Consider the following 20,533-nt stretch of genomic DNA (forward strand, 5'->3'; position numbering starts at 1 on the left):
AAACAAACATATGATAAACAACTACTTGTCAAAAATTATCGTACTTTTTTTATTACTTACTAACCTTGGTTTTTCGCAAAACAATTATTCGGTTTCTCCAATTCCACACCAAGTTTACACTACTGAAGCAATGTCATTAGCAACTCTTGACGATAGATACTCAGAAGTAATTCCAATTGGTTTTGACTTTGATTTTTATGGAAATAATCACAATGAATTATTAATATGTACAAATGGTTATGTAAATTTTAATCTTAATTTAGCGGACACTTACAGCCCATGGAGTTTTAATTCCCCAATTTCTCAGTTAAATACTGAATTTCAGAATTCAATTTTTGCATGTTTTCATGATTTAGATAATTCTGATCAAGTTGGTTCATTAACATATGCAATCGTTGGCAATGCCCCTTTTAGAAAATTTGTTGTTTTATATGAAAACCAACCACATTTTAGTTTCAACTGCAATGAATATTTTAGTTCCTTTCAACTAATATTGTATGAAACTTTTAATTTTATTGATGTTCAAATTTTAGATAAGCCTACTTGTACAGCTTGGAATGGTGGTAGAGCAGTTATTGGAATTCTTAATGAAAACGGTACTAGTTCCTTAGCTCCTCCTGGAAGAGATACAGGCGTTTGGACTGCTAGTCAGGAAGGTTGGCGATTTGCCAGACCATTAGATAATTCAGTTTATAATTATGTTGTTTGCGATGACAATGAAGATGGATTAGCTGTTTTTAATTTAAATTTAGTCAAAGAAGAATTAAGTTCAGAATCTCCTGAGTCAGTTATAATTTTTACATCACAATCAGATGCCGAAACAGGAACTAATCCAATCAATTCGTCAGATTTCTCAAATGTAAATCCAAACGAACAAACCCTTTATGCTGTCTTCAATGGTACAATAACACAGGTAAAATTAATGGTAATAGATTGTAATACGGATTATGATTTGGATTCTATAGCCAATGATTTAGAAGATTTAAATGGTGATGGAAATTTATATAATGATGATACAGACGGAGACGGAATTCCCAATTTTTTAGATAATGACGATGATGGAGATATGGTTTTAACTGAATTTGAATATGTTTTTCCGGATGGAAGAAATTCAGATGCCGGAGATTCCTTAGATACAGACGCTGATGGAATACCAAATTATTTAGATAACGATGATGATGGAGATGGTGTATTGACAATTAATGAAGATTACAATGGCAATAATAATCCAATGGATGATGACACAAATTCAAACGAAATTCCGGATTATTTAGACAATGAAGTGGCATTAGGTTTGACGGAAAATCAATTAATAAAATTAATTCAAGTTTATCCGAATCCGGCAGAAGATTTTATCTCAATTGCTAATCAATCGGAGTGGAATATTGATAAAGTTTCGATTTATGCTATCAATGGTTCTAAAGTAAAAGAAGTTAATAATTTAAATGAAAATGATACAATTGACGTTTCAACGCTTCAATCTGGATTGTATTTGATTAATATTCAAATGAATAATCAAAATTTAAATTATAAGTTTTTGAAAAAATAACCTAATAGAATTGTCCTAAAGAAGGTTTGGTTTTTACTGAACCTTTTTTTATTCCATAAAATTAAAAAAATTACTTTTGCAAAAAGAATACTATGCCGAAAGAACTGCTCATTCAAGTTGCACCCGAAATTGCCGCCAATGATTTTTTATTGAAAGATCACGTGGCAAAAATGATTCGGACTTCAGTGTCAGAAGTTCAGCATATTTCCATTCTTAAACGTTCGATCGATGCTCGTCAAAAGGCAATCAAAATCAATTTAAAGTTGATGATTTTCTTTCAAGGAGAATCTTTCACTGAACAAAAAATCGAATTACCAAACTATCCTAATGTTGCCAATCAACAAGAAGTAATCGTCATTGGTGCAGGTCCTGCCGGACTTTTTGCTGCTCTTCAACTCATCGAAGTAGGTTTAAAACCAATTGTTATTGAACGTGGAAAAGAGGTTCGCGGCCGTCGTCGTGATTTGAAAGCCATTAACGTTGATCATATCGTAAACGAAGATTCTAATTATTGTTTTGGCGAAGGCGGTGCAGGAACGTATTCCGACGGAAAATTATACACGCGTTCCAAAAAACGAGGTGATGTAGATAGAATTTTAGAATTATTAGTCGGTTTCGGAGCTTCTCCGGATATTTTAATCGAAGCTCATCCACATATCGGAACCAATAAATTGCCACAAATTATTCAGGATATTCGAGAAAAAATAATTGAATGTGGCGGACAAGTTTTGTTTGAAACTCGTGTTACCGATTTTGTAATTAAAAACAACGAAATACAAGGAATTGTTACCCAAAAAGGTGAAACGATTTCAGCCAACAAAGTTATTTTAGCCACCGGACATTCCGCTCGTGATATTTTTGAATTATTGGACAGAAAAAAAATCCTCATCGAAGCCAAACCTTTTGCATTAGGCGTTCGGGCAGAACATCCACAAGAATTAATTGATAGCATTCAATACAGTTGTGATTTTAGAGGAGATTATCTACCACCGGCACCGTATTCCATCGTGAAACAAGTAAATGGTCGTGGGATGTATTCCTTTTGTATGTGTCCCGGCGGCGTGATTGCTCCATGTGCAACAAGTCCGGGCGAAGTGGTAACAAATGGTTGGTCGCCATCCAAAAGAGATCAAGCTACCGCCAATTCAGGTATTGTGGTCGAATTAAAATTAGAAGATTTTAAACCATTTGCCAAATTTGGACCGTTAGCCGGAATGGAATTTCAAAAATCCATCGAACAAAAAGCGTGGCATTTGGCAGGAGAGACACAAAAAGTTCCGGCACAACGCATGATCGATTTTACACAAAATAAAATTTCGTCATCCATTCCAAAAACGTCCTATGTTCCGGGAACAACTTCGGTAGAAATGGGACAAGTTTTTCCGGGTTTCTTAACGCAAATCATGCGAGAAGGTTTTTTGCAATTCGGAAAATCTATGAAGGGTTACTTAACCAATGAAGCTATTTTGCACGCACCGGAAAGTAGAACATCATCACCGGTTCGAATTCCGAGAGATGCTCAAACGTTGGAACATCTTCAAATCAAAGGTTTATATCCTTGCGGAGAAGGAGCTGGGTTTGCCGGCGGAATTGTTTCTGCTGCGATTGATGGTGAGAAATGTGCGTTGAAAATCAAGGAGAGTTTGGGGTAATACAGCGTCTTCAACAGCCGTTAAACTTTTCACAAATCCATATAAATCCAAATAAAAACGAACTTTTTCTTACCTTTGGAGAGCTATAAAAATACTATGACAGAAGAGAAAGTAATCTTAGTAAATGAAAATGACGAACCAATTGGTTTGATGAATAAGCTCGAAGCTCATGAAAAAGCTGTTTTGCACCGTGCATTTTCCGTTTTTATTCTCAATGATAAAAACGAAGTGATGTTGCAGCAAAGAGCTCATCAAAAATACCATTCCCCTTTATTGTGGACCAACACGTGTTGCAGTCACCAACGAGAAGGTGAAACGAATATTCAAGCCGGAACCCGCCGATTGTATGAAGAAATGGGCTTTTCGGCCGAATTGAAAGAGTTGTTTCACTTTATCTACAAAGCTCCGTTTGACAATGGCTTAACCGAACACGAACTCGACCATGTGATGATTGGTTATTACAACGAAGCACCCAAAATTAACCCTGAGGAAGTAGAAAACTGGAAATGGATGAGTATTGAAGCAATCAAAGAAGATATGCAAATTCACCCGGAAATTTATACCGTTTGGTTCAAAATCATTTTTGATGAATTTTATCATTATCTTGAAGAACATAAACTTTAACCTATCACCAATTACCCATAACCATTTACCATGAAAGTAACCGTTTCCAGAAAAGCTCACTTTAACGCCGCTCATCGATTGTATCGCAAAGATTGGTCGATGGAAAAAAACGATTTGGTTTTTGGGAAGTGCAATAACCCAAACTATCACGGACACAATTATGAATTGATAGTAAGTGTGACCGGTGAGATAGACCAAGAAACCGGTTTTGTAATGGATGTAAAAATCCTTTCCGATTTAATCAAAGAACACATCGAAAACGCGTTTGATCATAAAAACCTAAATGTAGATGTGCCGGATTTTGCTGATTTGAACCCAACGGCTGAAAATATTGCCGTGGTGATTTGGAATAAATTGCGAAATCACATCAAAACAGCTTTGGATTTAGAAGTTGTTTTATACGAAACACCTAGAAATTTTGTAACCTATAAAGGAAATTAAAATGGCATTAAAAGTAGGCGATAAAGTTCCAGATTTTACTGCAAAGGATTCCAAAGGAGTTGCTTTTGACAGTTCAACGGTGATTGGATTAAAGCCCACTGTCATTTATTTTTATCCCAAAGACGACACCCCGGGCTGCACCACACAAGCGTGCTCTTTTAGAGACCAGTATCAGGATTTTAAAGAGCTGGGAGCAGAAGTTATTGGTGTGAGTGGCGATTCTGTCGCTTCACATCAAAAATTTGCTCAAAAACACCAATTACCGTTCATTCTTTTGTCGGATCATGATAAAAAATTACGCAATTTATTTGGTGTTCCTACAGCTTTATTCGGACTAATTCCGGGTCGTGTGACGTATGTGATTGATGAAAAGGGAATAATTCGCTTGGTTTTTGATAACTTGTCCGGAAAAATTCACATTGAAAAAGCACTTCAAATGCTAAAGAAGTTGGTTTAAAATCTATTGCTTACCTTTGTCTTTTGCAAAGCGAAAATGACAACGATACTGTATCCTTTTACATTTACCCCGATTTTAAAAGAACGCATTTGGGGCGGAACCAAGTTGAAAAACTACTTGAATAAACCCATTTCTTCTGAGAATACAGGAGAAAGCTGGGAATTATCATCGCTTCCCAATGAGGTGAGCGTGATTAATAATGGCTTTTTTAAAGGAAAAAACCTCAATGAACTACTCGAACAATTTCCTGAAGAAATCTTAGGCAAAGTTGTTTATAGCCGTTTTGGGAAACAATTTCCTTTATTGTTCAAGTATTTAGATGCCCGCGAAAATTTATCAATTCAATTGCATCCCAACGATGAATTGGCAAAAAAGCGTCATAATTCCTTCGGCAAAACCGAAATGTGGTATGTGATGCAGGCCGATGAAAATGCTCGTTTAATTATTGGTTTCAAAGAGAATTCATCAAAAGAAGAATACCTGCAAAAACTAGAATCTAACGAAATTCTTTCGCTATTAAACGAAGTTCCTGTAAAAAAAGGAGATGTTTTCTTTTTAGAAACCGGAACGATTCACGCCATTGGAGCCGGAATTGTTCTAGCCGAAATACAACAAACCAGCGATGTCACGTATCGGATTTATGATTGGGACCGAGTAGATGCAAATGGGAAAGAACGTGAATTGCACACCGAATTAGCCGTGGATGCCATCAATTACCAAACTACATCAGCAAAAAAAGAATATACTGCCATTGTAAACAAAAGCACGCCAGTTGTAAATTGTCCTTATTTTAAAACCAGTATTATTTCGTTAAACGATGAGGTTTTGATTGATAAAACATCCGATTCGTTTATGGTTTTAATGTGTACCGAAGGTAATTTTGAACTACTATTCGAAGATAAAAAGTATACTTATCAAACCGGCGATACGGTTTTGATTCCAGCCGTATTCACTTCGTTTATGTTGAAAGGAATAGCCACACTAGTAGAAACTACAATTTAGATTTAATAACTACATTTTTATTTGCAACGAATTTCACGGTATAGGGTAAATGAAATCAATTCGTGAAAATTCGTGGCTTTAAATGAAAATAGCACATCGAATTTATGTCAGTCGATTTATTTCTAAATTTTTACGTACTTTTGCACCGCAATTAAAATTTAAAGAAAAATGGCAAGTATTAGAAATTTGAAGAAAGACATTAATTTTGTGATGGGTGATATTATCGAGGCGGTTTATATCCACGAAATGACTACAACAGGAAAACCAACGGATAAAACAAGTGCGTTAATTGATGAAACCATCAGTACTTTTGATGCTTTAATCGCAAAATTAAACGATAAAAAAGTAGAAGACAGAAGAGTTCATTTAAAACAAGTAGAAAAAGATTTAGAAGCAGCTGCTATTCAATTAGTTGAAAAAGTAAACGCACTTTAATCTATTTTTTTTATAAAAAAGTGCCTTTTTGTTTTGGAAATTTGATTTTCAAAATTATATTTGCACTCACATTGAGACGCCGATGTAGCTCAGCTGGCTAGAGCAGCTGATTTGTAATCAGCAGGTCGTGGGTTCGAGTCCCTCTATCGGCTCAGTTTTTTTAAAAGGATAACTTCGGTTATCCTTTTTTTTGTGCATGAAAGGACAAGGATGGTAGTCCTATTGTCAACAAAAAGTCTATGGCAGGCTTAATTTTTTACCACTTTTTTCCAAATCACATCCTTTTCAGATTGAATTTTTATCCAATACAATCCCTTCGCATAATCACTAAAATCAGGTGATGAAAATTGATCCCCGCGTTGTACAAATTGCAACGATTGACTAAACAACGCCCAAGTATAAGAAAGATTATCGGCATGCTGAATAGTTAATTCATTAACCACAGGGTTAGGAAAAATTTGCCATTTATCTTTTGCTACATCATCGGTAGAAAGCGGACAAACCAAATCATTTATTTTATCCCAGATCTGATTATTCAATAAAAACGGAACGGGTAAATCATCAGGACTGTCGCCCATTCTAATCCATACCAAGCCTTCGCTGGGGGTAATGCTTAAAAATTGCCCGTTTTTCCCTGCCGCTAAATAGGTATCAGCAGGAGCATTTGGGATTAAGAACCCAGGAAAAGTCGCGGTTGTTCCCGGAACCTTATAGGAACTTTTCCCATTCAACCACCACAAATAACCATACGATAAATTCAGGGATTGTGAGGTGTTAATCATTTCGTTAAAATACGTAGCATCTGTCATAATAGGTGTTGTACCCCAATTGCCCTCATTGAGCATGAGTAACCCAAAACGAGCCATACTACGAGGTGTGCTGAAATACACATTATTTTCTTCAACGGGCAAAAATGCACCATTCATACCAATAGGGATTCTTACTTTTTGCGAAAAATATTGATTCAAAGTAGTTGCGGTAGCGGCTTCAATCACTTCATCCAGTATCGTGTAAGGAGCATTGTGATAATACCATTGTTCCCCGGCATCAGCAAGATATAACAAACACGAAGGCTCGGTACAGCCTAAATTAGGAACGGTATAATCTAATCCGGTGGTCATGCTGAGTTGGTTTTTGACGGTAATAAGTTGCTCTTTTTCCAGTGGTGCTGTTGTCCAACCTTCTCCTAAATAATCAGCGGAAGGGTCTTCAATAGACAATAGTCCTTCTTGTTGAGCAATGCCAACCGTAAAAGCAGTAATCGTTTTTCCGGCAGAAGCCCAATACCAATTGTCTGTGGGTTGAAAACCATCAAAATACTGCTCTAACACTATTTTTCCGTCTTTCAAAAGTAAGAAGGCTTTGGATTGATTTTCCTCTAAAAAGGTATAAAGTGCTTCAATTTTTTCCGGACAATAGTCCAAAGTGCTGGGTGAAGTAGTCTCCCATGTGGTTCCCGTGGTGGGTGGAAAATAAATTTCCTGCCCCCAAACAACAGTGGAACAGCCTAACAGCAAGAAAAAGGAAAGATTTTTCATAAAGTATTTTTTATGGTTTCTTCTATGACACAAAAATAAGAGAAAGGTTTAATAGTAACGAGAAAGTTTTCTTAAGGTGTCAATTCGGCAATTTGTCAATGAGCCAACGCGGCTATCTGATAATTAGCGAATCAGCAGTAAACAGTACCTATCATTTTCATCGCTATCACGCAATGAGTAGGAAAAAAATATAGTTACTAAGATAACTAAAACTAATAAATTAAGTTTTTTCATTCGTAAATTTTTAGAAAGAGCAATAAGAGGGGTTGTAAATTTTGAATGGACATGCTTTTTTAAAATTATTCCCACGAAGTCCGGAGACGTGGAGCTGGACGGATTGGACTACGTCTGAACCTCGCTCGTGCGGTTTTGCAATCACTTGATCATTAGTACAACAGAATTTTATTTACAAAAAGATTGTGGTATAAAAGATGTAAGAGAATTGTATATATTTGAGCAAAATAATAATAGTAACATGCGATTAAAAATATGCTTAGTAGTTGCAATACTACTCCAAGTAACCAGTGGTCAATCCCAACAATTTACTTGGGCAGCTGCAGTAACCGGAGACGGATACGAGTATGGTACAAAATCTACAAAAGATAGCTCAGGAAACACCTATATTATCGGTTATTCAATTGGTGAAACCAATACTACTATCAATACATTTTCCTATAATGGTCTGTCGTATCCGATGGTTGGCCGTGGTGATGTTTTTTTTGCCAAACTTGATGTAAATAAAGAAGTAGTTTGGATGAAAACAATAGGGGGTAATGATAACATTTACTATGATAGATCTTCTGATATACATGTAGACCCCTTTGGAGACATTTATGTTGTCTTTAAATCAGCTGGTTTTAATATAACTTATAACGGTCAACTTTTAAGTAATGTAGGCTCTATTGGACAATTTGGTGGTGAAGGCGTGTTACTCAAAGTAAATACCAATGGTGATTACCTTTGGCACGACTCAGGAAACTTAGGTAGTTCTTTTGAAAAAGTAACCACAGATACTAATGGAAATGTATACCTTACTGGAACTTTTAGACAAACTATAACTCTAGGAAATTCGATCACACTGAGTAATCCACCTATTTCTAATGCTACCACAGTAGATATGCTTGTAGCAAAATACCAACCAAACGGAACAATACAATGGGCAAAAAGAGCAGGAGGAACTCCTCATAATACCTTTGCCTATGGAATTGATTTAAAAATTAATCCACAAACCAATGAACTTATTGTTTTGAGTAAAGCAGAAGGTCAAGTGTATTTTGATGGGGTGCTTATGCCTTTTAATGGCTCAACAGATAAAGGAATTTTGCTTGTATCATATGCTTTAAACGGAACCCAAAACTGGATAAAAAGGGTGTTAGATGAGGAAAATAATGGATATGACTATGCCTCGTCATTAGACATAACAGCAACCGGAATTATTGGAGTTACCGGATATACACCAGGTACTAATTCTAAAGGAATGGTTGGGTTTTATACTAGTGATGCTACCATTATTAATGAACACACCTACTTATCTAGTGGCCATCTAAGAATTACCGCTATAACTTTTAATGAATTTAATGAAGCCTACATCACGGGTGGATGTAGTGGAGAAACTACCTTGGGCATTAGTCCGGGAATTGCATCAATATCCGGATATAAAGGATTTGTAGCTAAGATAGATATTTATCATCAAATAAAATGGGTAGTAGATTTTGAGTCAGCATCTTTGGATGCGAGCGTGTTATATGATCATGGTAAAATACTATTTGCCAGTAGATTAGATTATGATTTTAGCTATAACGCAGGCCAAAACGTAATTGTAACCAATAATGGAGATGCTGTATTTGCTGAAATAACGGATTACGAACTACCTTCAAACCGATGTAACATTACCGGAACGATATTCCAGGATTTAGATGCTAATTGCGTTCTGGATCCTACCGATGTAACACAAAAATTTATTATCGTAAAGGCTACAGATACTAGCGGAGTTAGTCGTTTTTCAATAAGTGATAATAATGGAAATTATGATATTCCTGTAGTTCCCGGAACATACACTGTTGAAATACTTACCAATCCTGTTCAAAGTTCCTTAATACAACAAAACTGCTACACCCAACAGGAAGTTACGATAACGGATGTAGGACAAGATGCAAATAACCTCAATTTCCCAATGGAAATAGCCAATTGCCCACTGCTCAATGTTGATATCGCAAGTGACAGACGCCGAAGATGTTTTGATAGTAATACCTACGTTAGTTACAGTAATTCTGGCTTTGCAGTGGCTCAAAATGTAGAAGTAATAGTACAACTTCCGGAATATGTTACTTTTATTTCCAGCGATTATCCCTATACTATAAATTCGCAGGGCAATTACGTATTCAATATCGGTGCGTTAGCACCAAATCAAACGGGTTTTATTCATATTATAGATCATACCGAATGTGTAGATGGCATCACCGGACTAACACAATGCACCAAAGCATGGATAACGCCTATAAATGATTGTGCAAATGCTTTAGACCCCGATTATCTGAGTTGGGATAAATCATCCATTAAAGTGGAAGGAACATGTTTAGGTACTAATCAAGTGCAATTTACCATAATAAATACGAGTGAACCCGGTAGTGGTAATATGCAAAACCCACGAGAATATCGCCTATATGTAGACAATGCCCTTGCCGTAACCGCTACTTTTCAACTCAACGGAGGACAAAATACGGTAATAGAATATCCGGCAAATGGGCAAACAATTCGACTGGAAGCTAATCAAAGTCCGTTTTATCCCGGAGACAGTATAGCCCAAGACACGGTTGAAGGTTGTGGTAGTAACAATGAGGTGATGAGCACCCAATTTGTCAACACAATGCCAATGGGTGATGATGACATTGAGTACGAAGTACATTGTTTGGAAATCATCGATAGCTTTGATCCCAATGATAAATTGGTAAGCCCAACCGGAATAACAGAAAACAATTATGTAAAAGCCGGAACCGTTTTAGATTACATGATTCGTTTTCAAAATACAGGAACCGATACGGCCTATAAAGTGGTCATAAAAGATTCACTTTCCGTTCACCTTGATCCGGCAACCATTCAATGGGGAATAAGTTCTCATCCTTATACAGTGATGATAAGAGGAACAGTAACACCGGAAATTGAATTTACTTTCAATGATATTAACTTACCACATAGTGCCGTAAATGAATTAGGCTCCAATGGTTTTGTGAAATTTAAAGCAACAACGTATAATTCATTAGCAAATGGTATCGTGGTTGACAATAATGCAAACATTTATTTTGACTACAATTTTCCTATACTCACGAATACGGCACAAGTAACAATATCCGATTTTATTCCGATCTATGATCCGCTAACTGTGGAGTCCTTTGTAACACAAAACCTAAAAGTATATCCAAACCCAACTTCCGGACTTGTAAGTATTGATTCGGATACGTTACAACAAGTAGAATTATTCAATCTCAGCGGAGTACTTCTGGAAACGACAAACAAAAATGAAATAGATTTAAGACCCTACTCCAAAGGAATATATTTACTAAAGATTGTAACAACAAATGGAACACTGCTAAAAAAAGTTGTCTTAAAATAAAACCAAAAAACGGCATTTTGTGGCACGATTAGTTTAGTTCTTTGATTTAAAAAGGGTAAAAGGTCTCTTTGATAAAAAAAGGAATGGATTAGATGGGGGAGTAGAAAATAGTACTGGCTCAAAGTATGGACTTTGCGGTGCTTTTCATAGCAAATCTTTGCTATAACACTTTGGGGAGCAGGTTTTTTAAATTATTCCCACGAAGTCCCGAGACTTGACGGAGCGGGAAAATGTCTCTGACCTCGCGGAGGTATTTCAAAATAGGAATTACATAAAAAAAAAGATAATTTTGCTCAAACTAAAAAGGCATTATGAAAATCTGTGAAAAACAATACATTATAAAATTATACAATCAGCTAACAGTACTTTTAGTAGTGTTTTTTTTGTGTTCATCATGCTTGCTTTACGCACAAGTTCCCCCAATTGAGTGGAAAGTTTGTCTTGGCGGAACAGGGACAGAAGCCGGAACTTTTAATTTTGCCCTGCCAGTATTACAAACTTCTGATGGAGGCTATATTGCAGCCGGCAATGCCCGCACAAATAATGGCATTGTGCAAGGAATTCATTCTGGTTCGTTAGACATGTGGGTTGTTAAAACAGATAGTCAGGGAAATTTTCAATGGCAAAATTGCCTTGGAAGCCAAGGATCAGAGTCGGCTACTAGTATGGTGCAAACAACCGATGGTGGCTACATTGTAGCAGGATATACAACCGTTAGCGGTGGCGATGTTACAGGTCATCATGGCAGTGGCGATATGTGGATTGTCAAATTAAACGCGGTGGGCACAATCAGCTGGCAAAAATGTATTGGTGGCACAGGTAATGAAATTGCTCATTCTATTAAACAAACTACCGACGGTGGCTATATTGTTGCCGGTACAGCCGACTTTAATCAAGGAATGGTTTCAGGGCACCACGCCCCATCACAAACTTCAGATATGTGGGTTGTTAAATTAGATAGTTTAGGCAATTTAGTTTGGCAAAAATGTTTAGGTGGTTCGGGTGAAGATATTGCTTATTCTGTGGCTCAAACTGCTGATGGTGGCTATATCGTGGCAGGAACAACAGAAACCAAAAACAATGGTGACGTAACTGGCAATCACACGTATTATGATGTTGGAAGTGCGTCCTACAAAGCTTCTGTTGACTATTGGGTTGTAAAATTAGATAGTTTAGGTAATCTAGTTTGGCAAAAATGCCTTGGTGGTACTGGCGAAGATATTGCTTTTTCAGTTCAACCTACAGCGGATGGCGGCTATATTGTAGCAGGAAGAACAGATTCAACCAACGGCGATGTGTCGGTATCAATTGGTAATCGCGATGCATGGATTGTAAAGTTAAACGGAATAGGTGAGATACTTTGGCAAAAATCATACGGCGGAACAAACAATGATATCGCCAATTTTATTCAACAAACGACAGATGGTGGATACATCATTGCTGCAACAACCCTTTCAAACGACGGGGATATCACAGAGAACAAAGGTCAATCTGATTATTGGATAGTTAAGATTGATAGCAGTGGCACGCTACAATGGCAAAAAACGTTAGGAGGGAGTCGCGTAGACACTGCCTATTGTGTAGCACAAACTGCAGATAGTGGCTATATAGTTGCTGGAGTCACAAGATCATTAAACGGCGATGTTGTAGGACTGCATTATAATGTTGACGCCACCGACTTTTGGTTGGTTAAATTTGGACCGGACACATTATCAAATGAGGAGTTTACAAAACCAGTCGTAACGCTTTATCCCAATCCGGTGCAAGACAAACTTCAACTATCAACCACGATAAAAACCATAAAAGTTATCGATATTTACGGCAAAACGCTACAAATCTTTACTAACGTTTCCGAAATTTCGCTTTCCCATCTAGCCAATGGAATTTATTTATTGACTTTAGAAGATGAAAATGGGACAACTACCACACAAAAAGTTGTAAAAAAGTAAAGTAGTCTGTTAATTGTCAACCCGCTCCGAGAAATGTTTATTGTAAAATAGCACTGTGCTCTTCGTATTCTATGACTTCGCAGCAATGTATTGTATATTTTAAATAGTTGCCACGAAGTCGTGAGACTTTGCCTTTACTTTGAATTCGATAAAAAATGATTAATTTTATTCAAAGGAAAGCAGAGGTGAACTTTAGACTTTGCTAGTTAAGAACTAAGCTGCGCATTAGTCCTCTGCCTTCTCCTTGAACCCAGTTGAATTGCTTCAAATAGAATGATAGACATTGCGGTCTAATAAAGGCTCTAAAGAAGTTCAACATTTTTGTTTATCCTAAATTCAAAGTTATGAAAAATTATTTATTTCACGTAGGAATTGACGTTTCAAAATTAAAATTAGATGTAAATCTTTTAAATTCTCAAACATTACAATCGGAACATTTTGTGATTGACAATAATCCAAAATCCATCAAGGATTTTGTAAAGTTGTTGACTAAACGAAACATTGATTTAAGTCAAGTATTGTTTTGCTGTGAAAACACAGGAGTGTATACTAATCATCTAAGCTACACTTTGCTAGCTATAGAGTTAGATTTGTGGATTGTTCCAGCTATTGAAATCAAACGTTCAAAAGGAATATCTAGAGGAAAAAACGATAAGACTGATGCAAAAGACATTTCCTATTACAGTTACAGAAATATTGATAAATTACGATTATATAATTTAGCAGAGATAGACATCCAAAAGCTGAAAATGCTTTATACAGAAAGAGAAAAAGTACTTAAATCCTTATTACTTTTAGAAACAACTAAAGAAAATAGTGAGTTTGTCAGTAAAGAGGTATTCAAAGAAGTTTCAACAATTAATCAATCTTTGACAAATACTATCAAGAAAACCATCAATAAAATAGAGAAGAGAATTAAAGAAATAATCAAATCTAATGAGGATTTAAACAAACAGTATACATTAATAAAATCAGTTCCTGGCATTGGAGAACAAACAAGTTTATATTTTATTATTGCTACAAAAGGATTTTCTGCTTTTAAAAACTGGAGACAATTTGCTTGTTATTCTGGAGTAGCACCATTTGAATATAGCTCTGGTTCTAGTATAAAAGGTAGAACCAAAGTTAATCATATGGCTGATAAAAAAATGAAGTCTTTACTTCAAATGTGTGCCATGACTACATTAAAATATGATCCGCAATTGAAAGAATATTATATAAAAAAGAAAGAAGAAGGGAAAAATTCAATGCTTGTTTTAAACAATATTAGATGCAAACTTATAAGCAGAGTTTTTGCTGTTGTAAACAGAGAAACACCTTATATTAATACTTATAAATTTGCATCATAATTTTAACAATTTTTAGTTGTTTTTTATCATAGAATGCGCAGCTAGGAAATACTTGAACTAGTCTCACCTAAATAATTTAAAATCCCGATGTGTTCGGGATTTTTTTGTATTATCTAATAATATTCAATTTCTCTTATCCATTTGAATAAATCACGACCATTTATCGTCTTAATTATTTCTATCCAATTGTTATTGTGATCAAACTTATAGGAAAAGTCGATTTTGTATGTTTTTGACTCATCTTTAACACAAATTACTTTTACTATTTTATCTTTTTGATAGGTTATTTGTAACTCTTCATTTATTCTATCATGTCCAAAATGTATTCTTTCAATAAGCCTCCCCTTTGAATCGGTTTTAATTCTTTTTACTAAAACATTCTTTCCATTTTTAACGTTGTAAAATTCAGTATTTTGCGCATCTTTGTACACAATTAATTCTGTTCCATTATATTTTGGTTTTCCATCATCATCATAGGTAAATGTATCAAAATATTCTTTCTTCACTAATCTTTGTTGGGCATCATAATGATAAATTTCCTTAGTATTTATAATGCTTATGGTATCAACTTTTTCACGATCTTTTGAATTTTCATCCATTCTCATGTATCTAAAATTAGTTCGGTGTTTGATGGTGGATATCTTCCCAAAATCATTATAATCATAGAAAAACTCATTTGTTTCACCGTAATCGTTCAATGATTTTCTTTGCGTGAGTTTACCTTTGAAATACCTTTTGTAAATCGTGTAAAAAGAATTAAACTCAAAGTTGATTTTTATTTCACTTTCAGAAGTATGGTCGCCATAATCTCTAAAATCATGAATCACAATATCCACATCTGTATTACTTGAATCTATCATTTTGGTGAGACGTTGCTTTTCATCATAGGAATATTTAAAATATCCTACAAATTCATCTTTTTTACCATACCAAGTTTCTTCTGTAACATTTCTGTTTACATCATACAATCTATCATAATTCAAATAGTAGATAACGGGAGATTTAAACCAATTATCATAAAACCTCCAAGTACTGTATTTTGGACCTAAAAAACCCGTGTGTCCGTAATTTTCATCGTCAAAATCAAAAAGCCTATAATTTTCTATTTTAGTCAAAAAAACAACTTTCTCCCTCACTCTTTTTATTTTTCCATAAAGAGTGTCTTTCGGAATGTCTTGCGAATATGAATCGCAAAACATCAAGATAAAAACCAGCATTAAACTCTTTACGCAAAAAATTTTCATTTTTAATAATTTAAGTTGTTATGACCATCATTTTAATAGCTCCCTTAACTACTTTCTTCCGCTCCCGGCAGTGTTCCATCTAAAGTAACACTATGCTCGGCGAATAGTTCCATCTCGCAGCAAAACGCTCAAACTAATTCCACTCTTCCCACTAGCACTGTGCTCTGCGAATGTCTCTGACTTCGCAGCAAAACACTTCCTATTTTTCAATACGAATCATAACGTTGCAAACTATGCTCGGCGAATAGTTCCATCTCGCAGCAAAATGCTCAAACTAATTCCACTCTTCCTACTAGCACTGTGCTCTGCGAATGTCTCTGACTTCGCAGCAAAACACTCCCGCTCCGAGAAATGTTTTTTGTAATGTAGCACTGTGCTCTCAACGTCTCTGACTTCGCAGCAATGTATAGTATATTTTAAATAGTTGCCACGAAGTCGTGAGATTTGCGCAGCCAGGAATTAAATTGAAAGGCACAATTTAGATTTCCGTTTCGGTCAACAGTCGCATTTGGAGTAGTGGTATTCCGACTAATTTTATTTCTTTTGATTTTTCAATGCTGGGTGTCATTTTTTCTTTTTAAATGCTCCTGCAAGAATGAGTGTCAAAAATGTAATTCCTACTCCTAATAAAATCCACCAAGTCATAATTTTCTGTTTTAAATGTTTATTATTTATTGCTAAGTCGTCAGGTACACTTGCCGCTAGCGTTTCGCGGCTACACGAGGTTTGGGACTAAATTAAGACTAATTTTTCAGATACAAAACCAACGTTAAATTAAGCCTAAAACCCAAATCTCGTGTAAACGCTGTTAGTGGCTGTTATTGTTACGTAAAATATTCAACGACTTCTTTATCTTCGACAACAATATGGTCTGTAATATGAAATACTTCGCTTATCCAAGGATGATTCAACGCATCTTTTCTGTCCAATATTTTTCCGAGTAAACTTTGTTTCCATGGCGACTCTTCTTTATCGATTAGTCCGACTTGAAAATTTTCACTATTCGTCCAAATTCTGAATGGAAATGAGAATCTATTTTTCGGTTCTTCGTCAGTTCCCCAATCTCCAATACTAATTATTCCAGTAGCAATTTTTTCTTCATGATCTTTGGTGAACTTTATGTAATAAATTGCAAATGCATCATCATCTTTATAAACAAATCTTGTCAGTTTAGTACTTTCCTTTTCACAACATTCGCAAGTTTCTATATTCGGTTCTTCAAATTCTATTTTAATCATAATTTTCTTTGAGTAGAATTTTCGGCATAATAGCCACTAACGTTTTGCAGATTGGCGATGGGCGGGCTTTTCAGCACAGAAGTTTGTTCGGAGCACAAAACTTTCGGCTACCTCAAAACTGTCAAGCGGAGACGAAACCCCGCCTATTGCCAATGTGCTGTTATGCCTTCGTTGTTTTGTCATTCGTTTCAAATTCTTTAAGCGTTTTTCCGTCTTTATTTTTCCATTCTGTCAGTCCGTTTGCATTTCGTCCCATAACCATAACTGCTGCTGTCGATGGACTACTAAAAATATAGTCGTCTGAAAATTCAAAGTATTCTACCTTGTCTACAAGAACTCCTTCGTCAATTAGTTTTTGTCTGTAAGTGATGAAGTTTGGAGTCATTGAATTTACAATTGTTGAAGCAGCTTTGGAATTTTTGAAAACCACAAAACCGTCAGATGTCGGTTCTCCTTGTCCGTCAGCACCACGAGCAGCTTTAATAAAAAACGATTCTTGTTTTTGTTTAGCTTTAAATTCTCTTTTTTCGTCAAATACTTTATGTCCAAGTGTATTTACAAGCATTTTAATGTATTCAATAAATTCTTCCATTTCGGCTCTGTCAGATTCTGAGATTGAGGATTGAGTCGGAATAATAGAATTGTCAACTGTGTAGCGATTGGCCGATTTTGCAATGTCGTGAAGCCGATTTTCTAAATATTTTATGTGAGCTTTGTTTAAGTTCTCGTCTTTGCTAATAAAAACAATTGCTTCATTCCAGAAATCCTTTTGAGTCAACTGTTGGTTTAGTCGTTTTAGAATTGATTCAGCTTCACCAATATACACTTGGTCTTTTCCAGCATCATCTTTCCCGAAGAGTAAATAAACACCGGTGCTTGTTAGGTCGTCACGGTCTGAGCAGTCCTTGATTTTAATTCGAGGAATTTTATAAGCTTTTCCAGACCAATTGGAAAGTTCACAACTCATTCTCCCGTTGGGTTCTCCATCAATGAGGAATATTTTTATAGTCTTTCCGAATTTCATCTTTAATTAATAAACAAGTTTATAATCTTCTAACATTTCTTTCAGGTTTTTATATTCCATTTCTTTGGTAATTGGATTCCCGTCATCATCAATGTCGTCTTTGGATTTATAAACTACTTTGATTTTTCCGTTTTTTGTGTTTTGCAAAACTCCGTGTGCTCTGCCGTCAATATGATATTCCCCACAGTCTAAGTAATCGGGGTCATTTCGAAGAATACTGTCCATTTTTTGTCTTACTGTCATATTTTTTGTTTTATGTTGTTGTCGTCTTTACAATGAGGCATAACTAGTAAATATCATCAACTTTATATAACTTTTTTATAAAAAAGGTTACATAATTTCTATACTATCGCTAAACTTTGTGGTATTTGTATTCAGAAACCCAAATTTAAAAAATTAATGTAACATTTCCTACAAACCACTTCATCTATTTAACTCTCCTCCATAATCCCAATCTCTTCCTCACTCAACCCACACAATTCATAAACCATCAAATCAATCTCACGTTCCAACGCACTCGTGTCTGCGGTGGGGTTGGACTGCTTTAACTTTAAAATTAAATCAAGTTTGTCACCTATTACTTTTAAACCACTCCATCCCATTAAGGTTGGGTTATATTTTTCAAACGCTTTATTGAGGGCTTTGCGAGGTTCGATGTGCATGTATACTGGTTTAATTCTCAAATTTAGGTTTTTTAAATAAAATTAACAATCTAGTTTCGCAAAATAATTAGGAAACTAGATGGCTAAGGTAAAAAGTTATTTTTGCTTTTTTTTACGGGAATCCGTAAGGGTTGTAAAAAAGTTGTGTTTTAGTTTGTGGGGAGATTTTATATATTTGGCGGGAGATATATAAACTTGCGTATATTTACTAGTTAGCAGAGATTGATTAACCAAAACTAAGTACTAATGTATAGTATTGATTCAACAACTGAAGTAGCACAAAAAAGGTTAAGAATTATAGCTTTTTTTATTGATTATTTTATTTTTACTATGTTGGCTTTAATATTAATAGTAAGTTTTGTTGGGCATGTTTCGATCCCAATTATTTTTTTGCTTTTTCTCTTTCTTTGGCCAATTAGCGAAGGTTTATTTGGGCAGACTATAGGCAAACGTATTTTGAGTTTAAAAGTTGTAAATAATGATTTAAATAAAATTACAATGACTCAAGCAATAGTAAGATTCATTTTTGCAATAATTGATTTGCAAATGTGCTTAGGAATTTTAGTCGCCTTAAGTGATAAAAATAATTAGAGAATTGGAGACAAAATCGCAAAAACAATTGTTGTGCGGCAAGTATTAAAAAAAATCGAGACTTAAACCTGCTCTCCAAACTCTGTCACTTCCAAGCCACTTTCCTAAAAACGTTCAAAACCTACAACGCACCAACTCAAATCTGGTAGGGATAAAATAATTGTAACAACGGGTTTCAACCGGATGAAAAAACTAAATTTTCATACTACTTACACAAAACCACCTCGTTTGTTCCGATGTTTCAGGTTTCTAAGCGAGGTTTTTTTTGGGGAGGAAGTTTTTTTTTTGTGTTTGTGAATGGACAGGATTTAGGCAATTTTTTATTCACTTTCTTTCTCTCGCAGCTGCTAATTTAGCGGTTCTTGTGAAACTCCTCCGATTCCTTTTCTGAACAACTGTTTAACAACGAAATCAAATTGCTTTTAAACAATTCGATGCCGCTGCGGTTGGGTTTTATTATTAAAAACGCTTTATTGCGCATACTCATCTGTGTTCCATTAAAAAGTAGGTTATGTCCACAGTTAATTCACCAATTAGTAACAACCTTAATGAACCTTAATTTCTTAATGGTAAAAAAACTGACCAAAAAAGCGAAGCGTCTTCGCGTCTCTGCGAGAAACCCCAAAAGCGAAGCGTCTAAGCATTCTCTGCAGTTAAAAAAAAATAATCAAAAAAAAGAAAATGATAACCCTCCCGAAATCCGCCCAAATTCGCCTTCGCGAAGCGAATCCAAAAAAATCCGCGTCAATTTTTTAAATCCGCGTCATCCGCGTTCCAATCTCACCAATCTAAATAGCTACTACAACTTTCTTTCCCAACACCCAAATTTCTTAATGGTAAAAAAACTGACCAAAAAAGCGAAGCGTCTTCGCGTCTCTGCGAGAAACCCCAAAAGCGAAGCGTCTAAGCAATCTCTGCAGTTAAAAAAAAATAATCAAAAAAAAGAAAATGATAACCCTGCCGAAATCCGCCCAAATCCGCCTTCGCGAAGCGAATCCAACAAAATCCGCGTCAATTTTTTAAATCCGCGTCATCCGCGTTCCAATCTCACCAATCTAAATAGCTACTACAACTTTCTTTCCCAACACCCAACAATTGCCCCTTTGCCCCATTAACAAATTGCTCCATTGACAAATTGCCCCATTCCCACATTTTCCCTACCTTTGCC

Annotated in this window: 19 protein-coding genes and 1 tRNA gene; 13 read left to right on the forward strand and 7 right to left on the reverse strand. The window is 35.6% G+C overall.

From position 1 onward, the window contains the following. Positions 1-10 precede the first annotated feature (10 nt). The 8 genes from B0I10_RS13915 (at position 11) to B0I10_RS13950 (ending at position 6,312) form a co-directional block, all read left to right on the forward strand. Positions 11-1,549, forward strand: coding sequence for a T9SS type A sorting domain-containing protein (locus tag B0I10_RS13915; protein ID WP_112087121.1), 1,539 nt, complete (start codon positions 11-13; stop codon positions 1,547-1,549). 92 nt (positions 1,550-1,641) lie between these two features. Further along, a complete protein-coding gene (locus tag B0I10_RS13920) occupies positions 1,642-3,201 on the forward strand; it encodes an NAD(P)/FAD-dependent oxidoreductase (protein ID WP_112087122.1) in 1,560 nt (519 codons plus the stop codon). A gap of 96 nt (positions 3,202-3,297) precedes the next feature. Continuing rightward, complete coding sequence (gene idi / locus B0I10_RS13925; protein WP_112087123.1) at positions 3,298-3,825, forward strand: isopentenyl-diphosphate Delta-isomerase; 528 nt, start codon at positions 3,298-3,300, stop codon at positions 3,823-3,825. A gap of 30 nt (positions 3,826-3,855) precedes the next feature. Next, the gene (locus B0I10_RS13930) at positions 3,856-4,266 is read left to right on the forward strand and encodes a 6-pyruvoyl trahydropterin synthase family protein (protein WP_112087124.1); all 411 of its coding nucleotides are present in this window, start codon (positions 3,856-3,858) and stop codon (positions 4,264-4,266) included. Position 4,267: 1 nt separating this feature from the next. Further along, positions 4,268-4,723, forward strand: a complete 456-nt coding sequence (locus B0I10_RS13935) for a peroxiredoxin (protein ID WP_112087125.1) — start codon at positions 4,268-4,270, stop codon at positions 4,721-4,723. Between the two features lie 36 nt (positions 4,724-4,759). Beyond that, the gene (locus tag B0I10_RS13940; RefSeq protein WP_112087126.1) at positions 4,760-5,725 is read left to right on the forward strand and encodes a type I phosphomannose isomerase catalytic subunit; all 966 of its coding nucleotides are present in this window, start codon (positions 4,760-4,762) and stop codon (positions 5,723-5,725) included. 168 nt (positions 5,726-5,893) lie between these two features. After that, positions 5,894-6,160, forward strand: coding sequence for a hypothetical protein (locus tag B0I10_RS13945; RefSeq protein ID WP_112087127.1), 267 nt, complete (start codon positions 5,894-5,896; stop codon positions 6,158-6,160). A gap of 78 nt (positions 6,161-6,238) precedes the next feature. Then, positions 6,239-6,312 (forward strand) — tRNA-Thr (locus B0I10_RS13950). 96 nt (positions 6,313-6,408) lie between these two features. On the opposite strand, the gene B0I10_RS13955 is transcribed toward B0I10_RS13950, so the two are convergent. After that, on the reverse strand, positions 6,409-7,698 hold the full coding sequence (locus tag B0I10_RS13955; protein WP_112087128.1) for a serine hydrolase: 1,290 nt from the start codon (positions 7,696-7,698) through the stop codon (positions 6,409-6,411). Positions 7,699-8,173: 475 nt separating this feature from the next. Here B0I10_RS13955 and B0I10_RS13960 point away from each other — a divergent pair, with 475 nt between their 5' ends. From B0I10_RS13960 to B0I10_RS13970, 3 genes are all read left to right on the forward strand, one after another. Next, positions 8,174-11,308 carry a T9SS type A sorting domain-containing protein gene (locus B0I10_RS13960; RefSeq protein WP_146740367.1) on the forward strand — a complete coding sequence of 1,045 codons (3,135 nt, stop codon included), beginning with the start codon at positions 8,174-8,176 and terminating at the stop codon, positions 11,306-11,308. Between the two features lie 311 nt (positions 11,309-11,619). Then, positions 11,620-13,257, forward strand: a complete 1,638-nt coding sequence (locus B0I10_RS13965; RefSeq protein ID WP_112087130.1) for a T9SS type A sorting domain-containing protein — start codon at positions 11,620-11,622, stop codon at positions 13,255-13,257. A gap of 344 nt (positions 13,258-13,601) precedes the next feature. Beyond that, positions 13,602-14,606: a transposase gene (locus tag B0I10_RS13970; protein ID WP_112087131.1), complete on the forward strand. Its 1,005-nt coding sequence runs from the start codon at positions 13,602-13,604 to the stop codon at positions 14,604-14,606. A 113-nt stretch (positions 14,607-14,719) separates the two neighbouring features. On the opposite strand, the gene B0I10_RS13975 is transcribed toward B0I10_RS13970, so the two are convergent. From B0I10_RS13975 to B0I10_RS13995, 5 genes are all read right to left on the reverse strand, one after another. Continuing rightward, positions 14,720-15,850, reverse strand: a complete 1,131-nt coding sequence (locus B0I10_RS13975) for a hypothetical protein (RefSeq protein ID WP_146740368.1) — start codon at positions 15,848-15,850, stop codon at positions 14,720-14,722. Between the two features lie 824 nt (positions 15,851-16,674). Then, positions 16,675-17,088: a hypothetical protein gene (locus B0I10_RS13980; RefSeq protein WP_112087133.1), complete on the reverse strand. Its 414-nt coding sequence runs from the start codon at positions 17,086-17,088 to the stop codon at positions 16,675-16,677. A gap of 160 nt (positions 17,089-17,248) precedes the next feature. After that, positions 17,249-18,112, reverse strand: coding sequence for a GIY-YIG nuclease family protein (locus B0I10_RS13985; RefSeq protein WP_112087134.1), 864 nt, complete (start codon positions 18,110-18,112; stop codon positions 17,249-17,251). A gap of 6 nt (positions 18,113-18,118) precedes the next feature. Beyond that, positions 18,119-18,355 carry a hypothetical protein gene (locus B0I10_RS13990; protein WP_112087135.1) on the reverse strand — a complete coding sequence of 79 codons (237 nt, stop codon included), beginning with the start codon at positions 18,353-18,355 and terminating at the stop codon, positions 18,119-18,121. A gap of 188 nt (positions 18,356-18,543) precedes the next feature. Continuing rightward, the gene (locus B0I10_RS13995; RefSeq protein WP_112087136.1) at positions 18,544-18,774 is read right to left on the reverse strand and encodes a hypothetical protein; all 231 of its coding nucleotides are present in this window, start codon (positions 18,772-18,774) and stop codon (positions 18,544-18,546) included. A gap of 246 nt (positions 18,775-19,020) precedes the next feature. Between B0I10_RS13995 and B0I10_RS14000 the strand changes: the two genes are divergently transcribed. Further along, a complete protein-coding gene (locus B0I10_RS14000) occupies positions 19,021-19,365 on the forward strand; it encodes an RDD family protein (RefSeq protein ID WP_112087137.1) in 345 nt (114 codons plus the stop codon). Positions 19,366-19,717: 352 nt separating this feature from the next. On the opposite strand, the gene B0I10_RS15925 is transcribed toward B0I10_RS14000, so the two are convergent. Further along, complete coding sequence (locus B0I10_RS15925; protein WP_449404078.1) at positions 19,718-19,852, reverse strand: DUF7149 domain-containing protein; 135 nt, start codon at positions 19,850-19,852, stop codon at positions 19,718-19,720. A 61-nt stretch (positions 19,853-19,913) separates the two neighbouring features. Between B0I10_RS15925 and B0I10_RS14005 the strand changes: the two genes are divergently transcribed. Beyond that, positions 19,914-20,480 (forward strand): hypothetical protein, encoded by a 567-nt coding sequence (locus B0I10_RS14005; protein ID WP_146740369.1) that lies wholly within the window; start codon positions 19,914-19,916, stop codon positions 20,478-20,480. Positions 20,481-20,533: the final 53 nt, after the last annotated feature.

Source organism: Flavobacterium lacus, assembly GCF_003268815.1.
GTDB lineage: Bacteria > Bacteroidota > Bacteroidia > Flavobacteriales > Flavobacteriaceae > Flavobacterium > Flavobacterium lacus.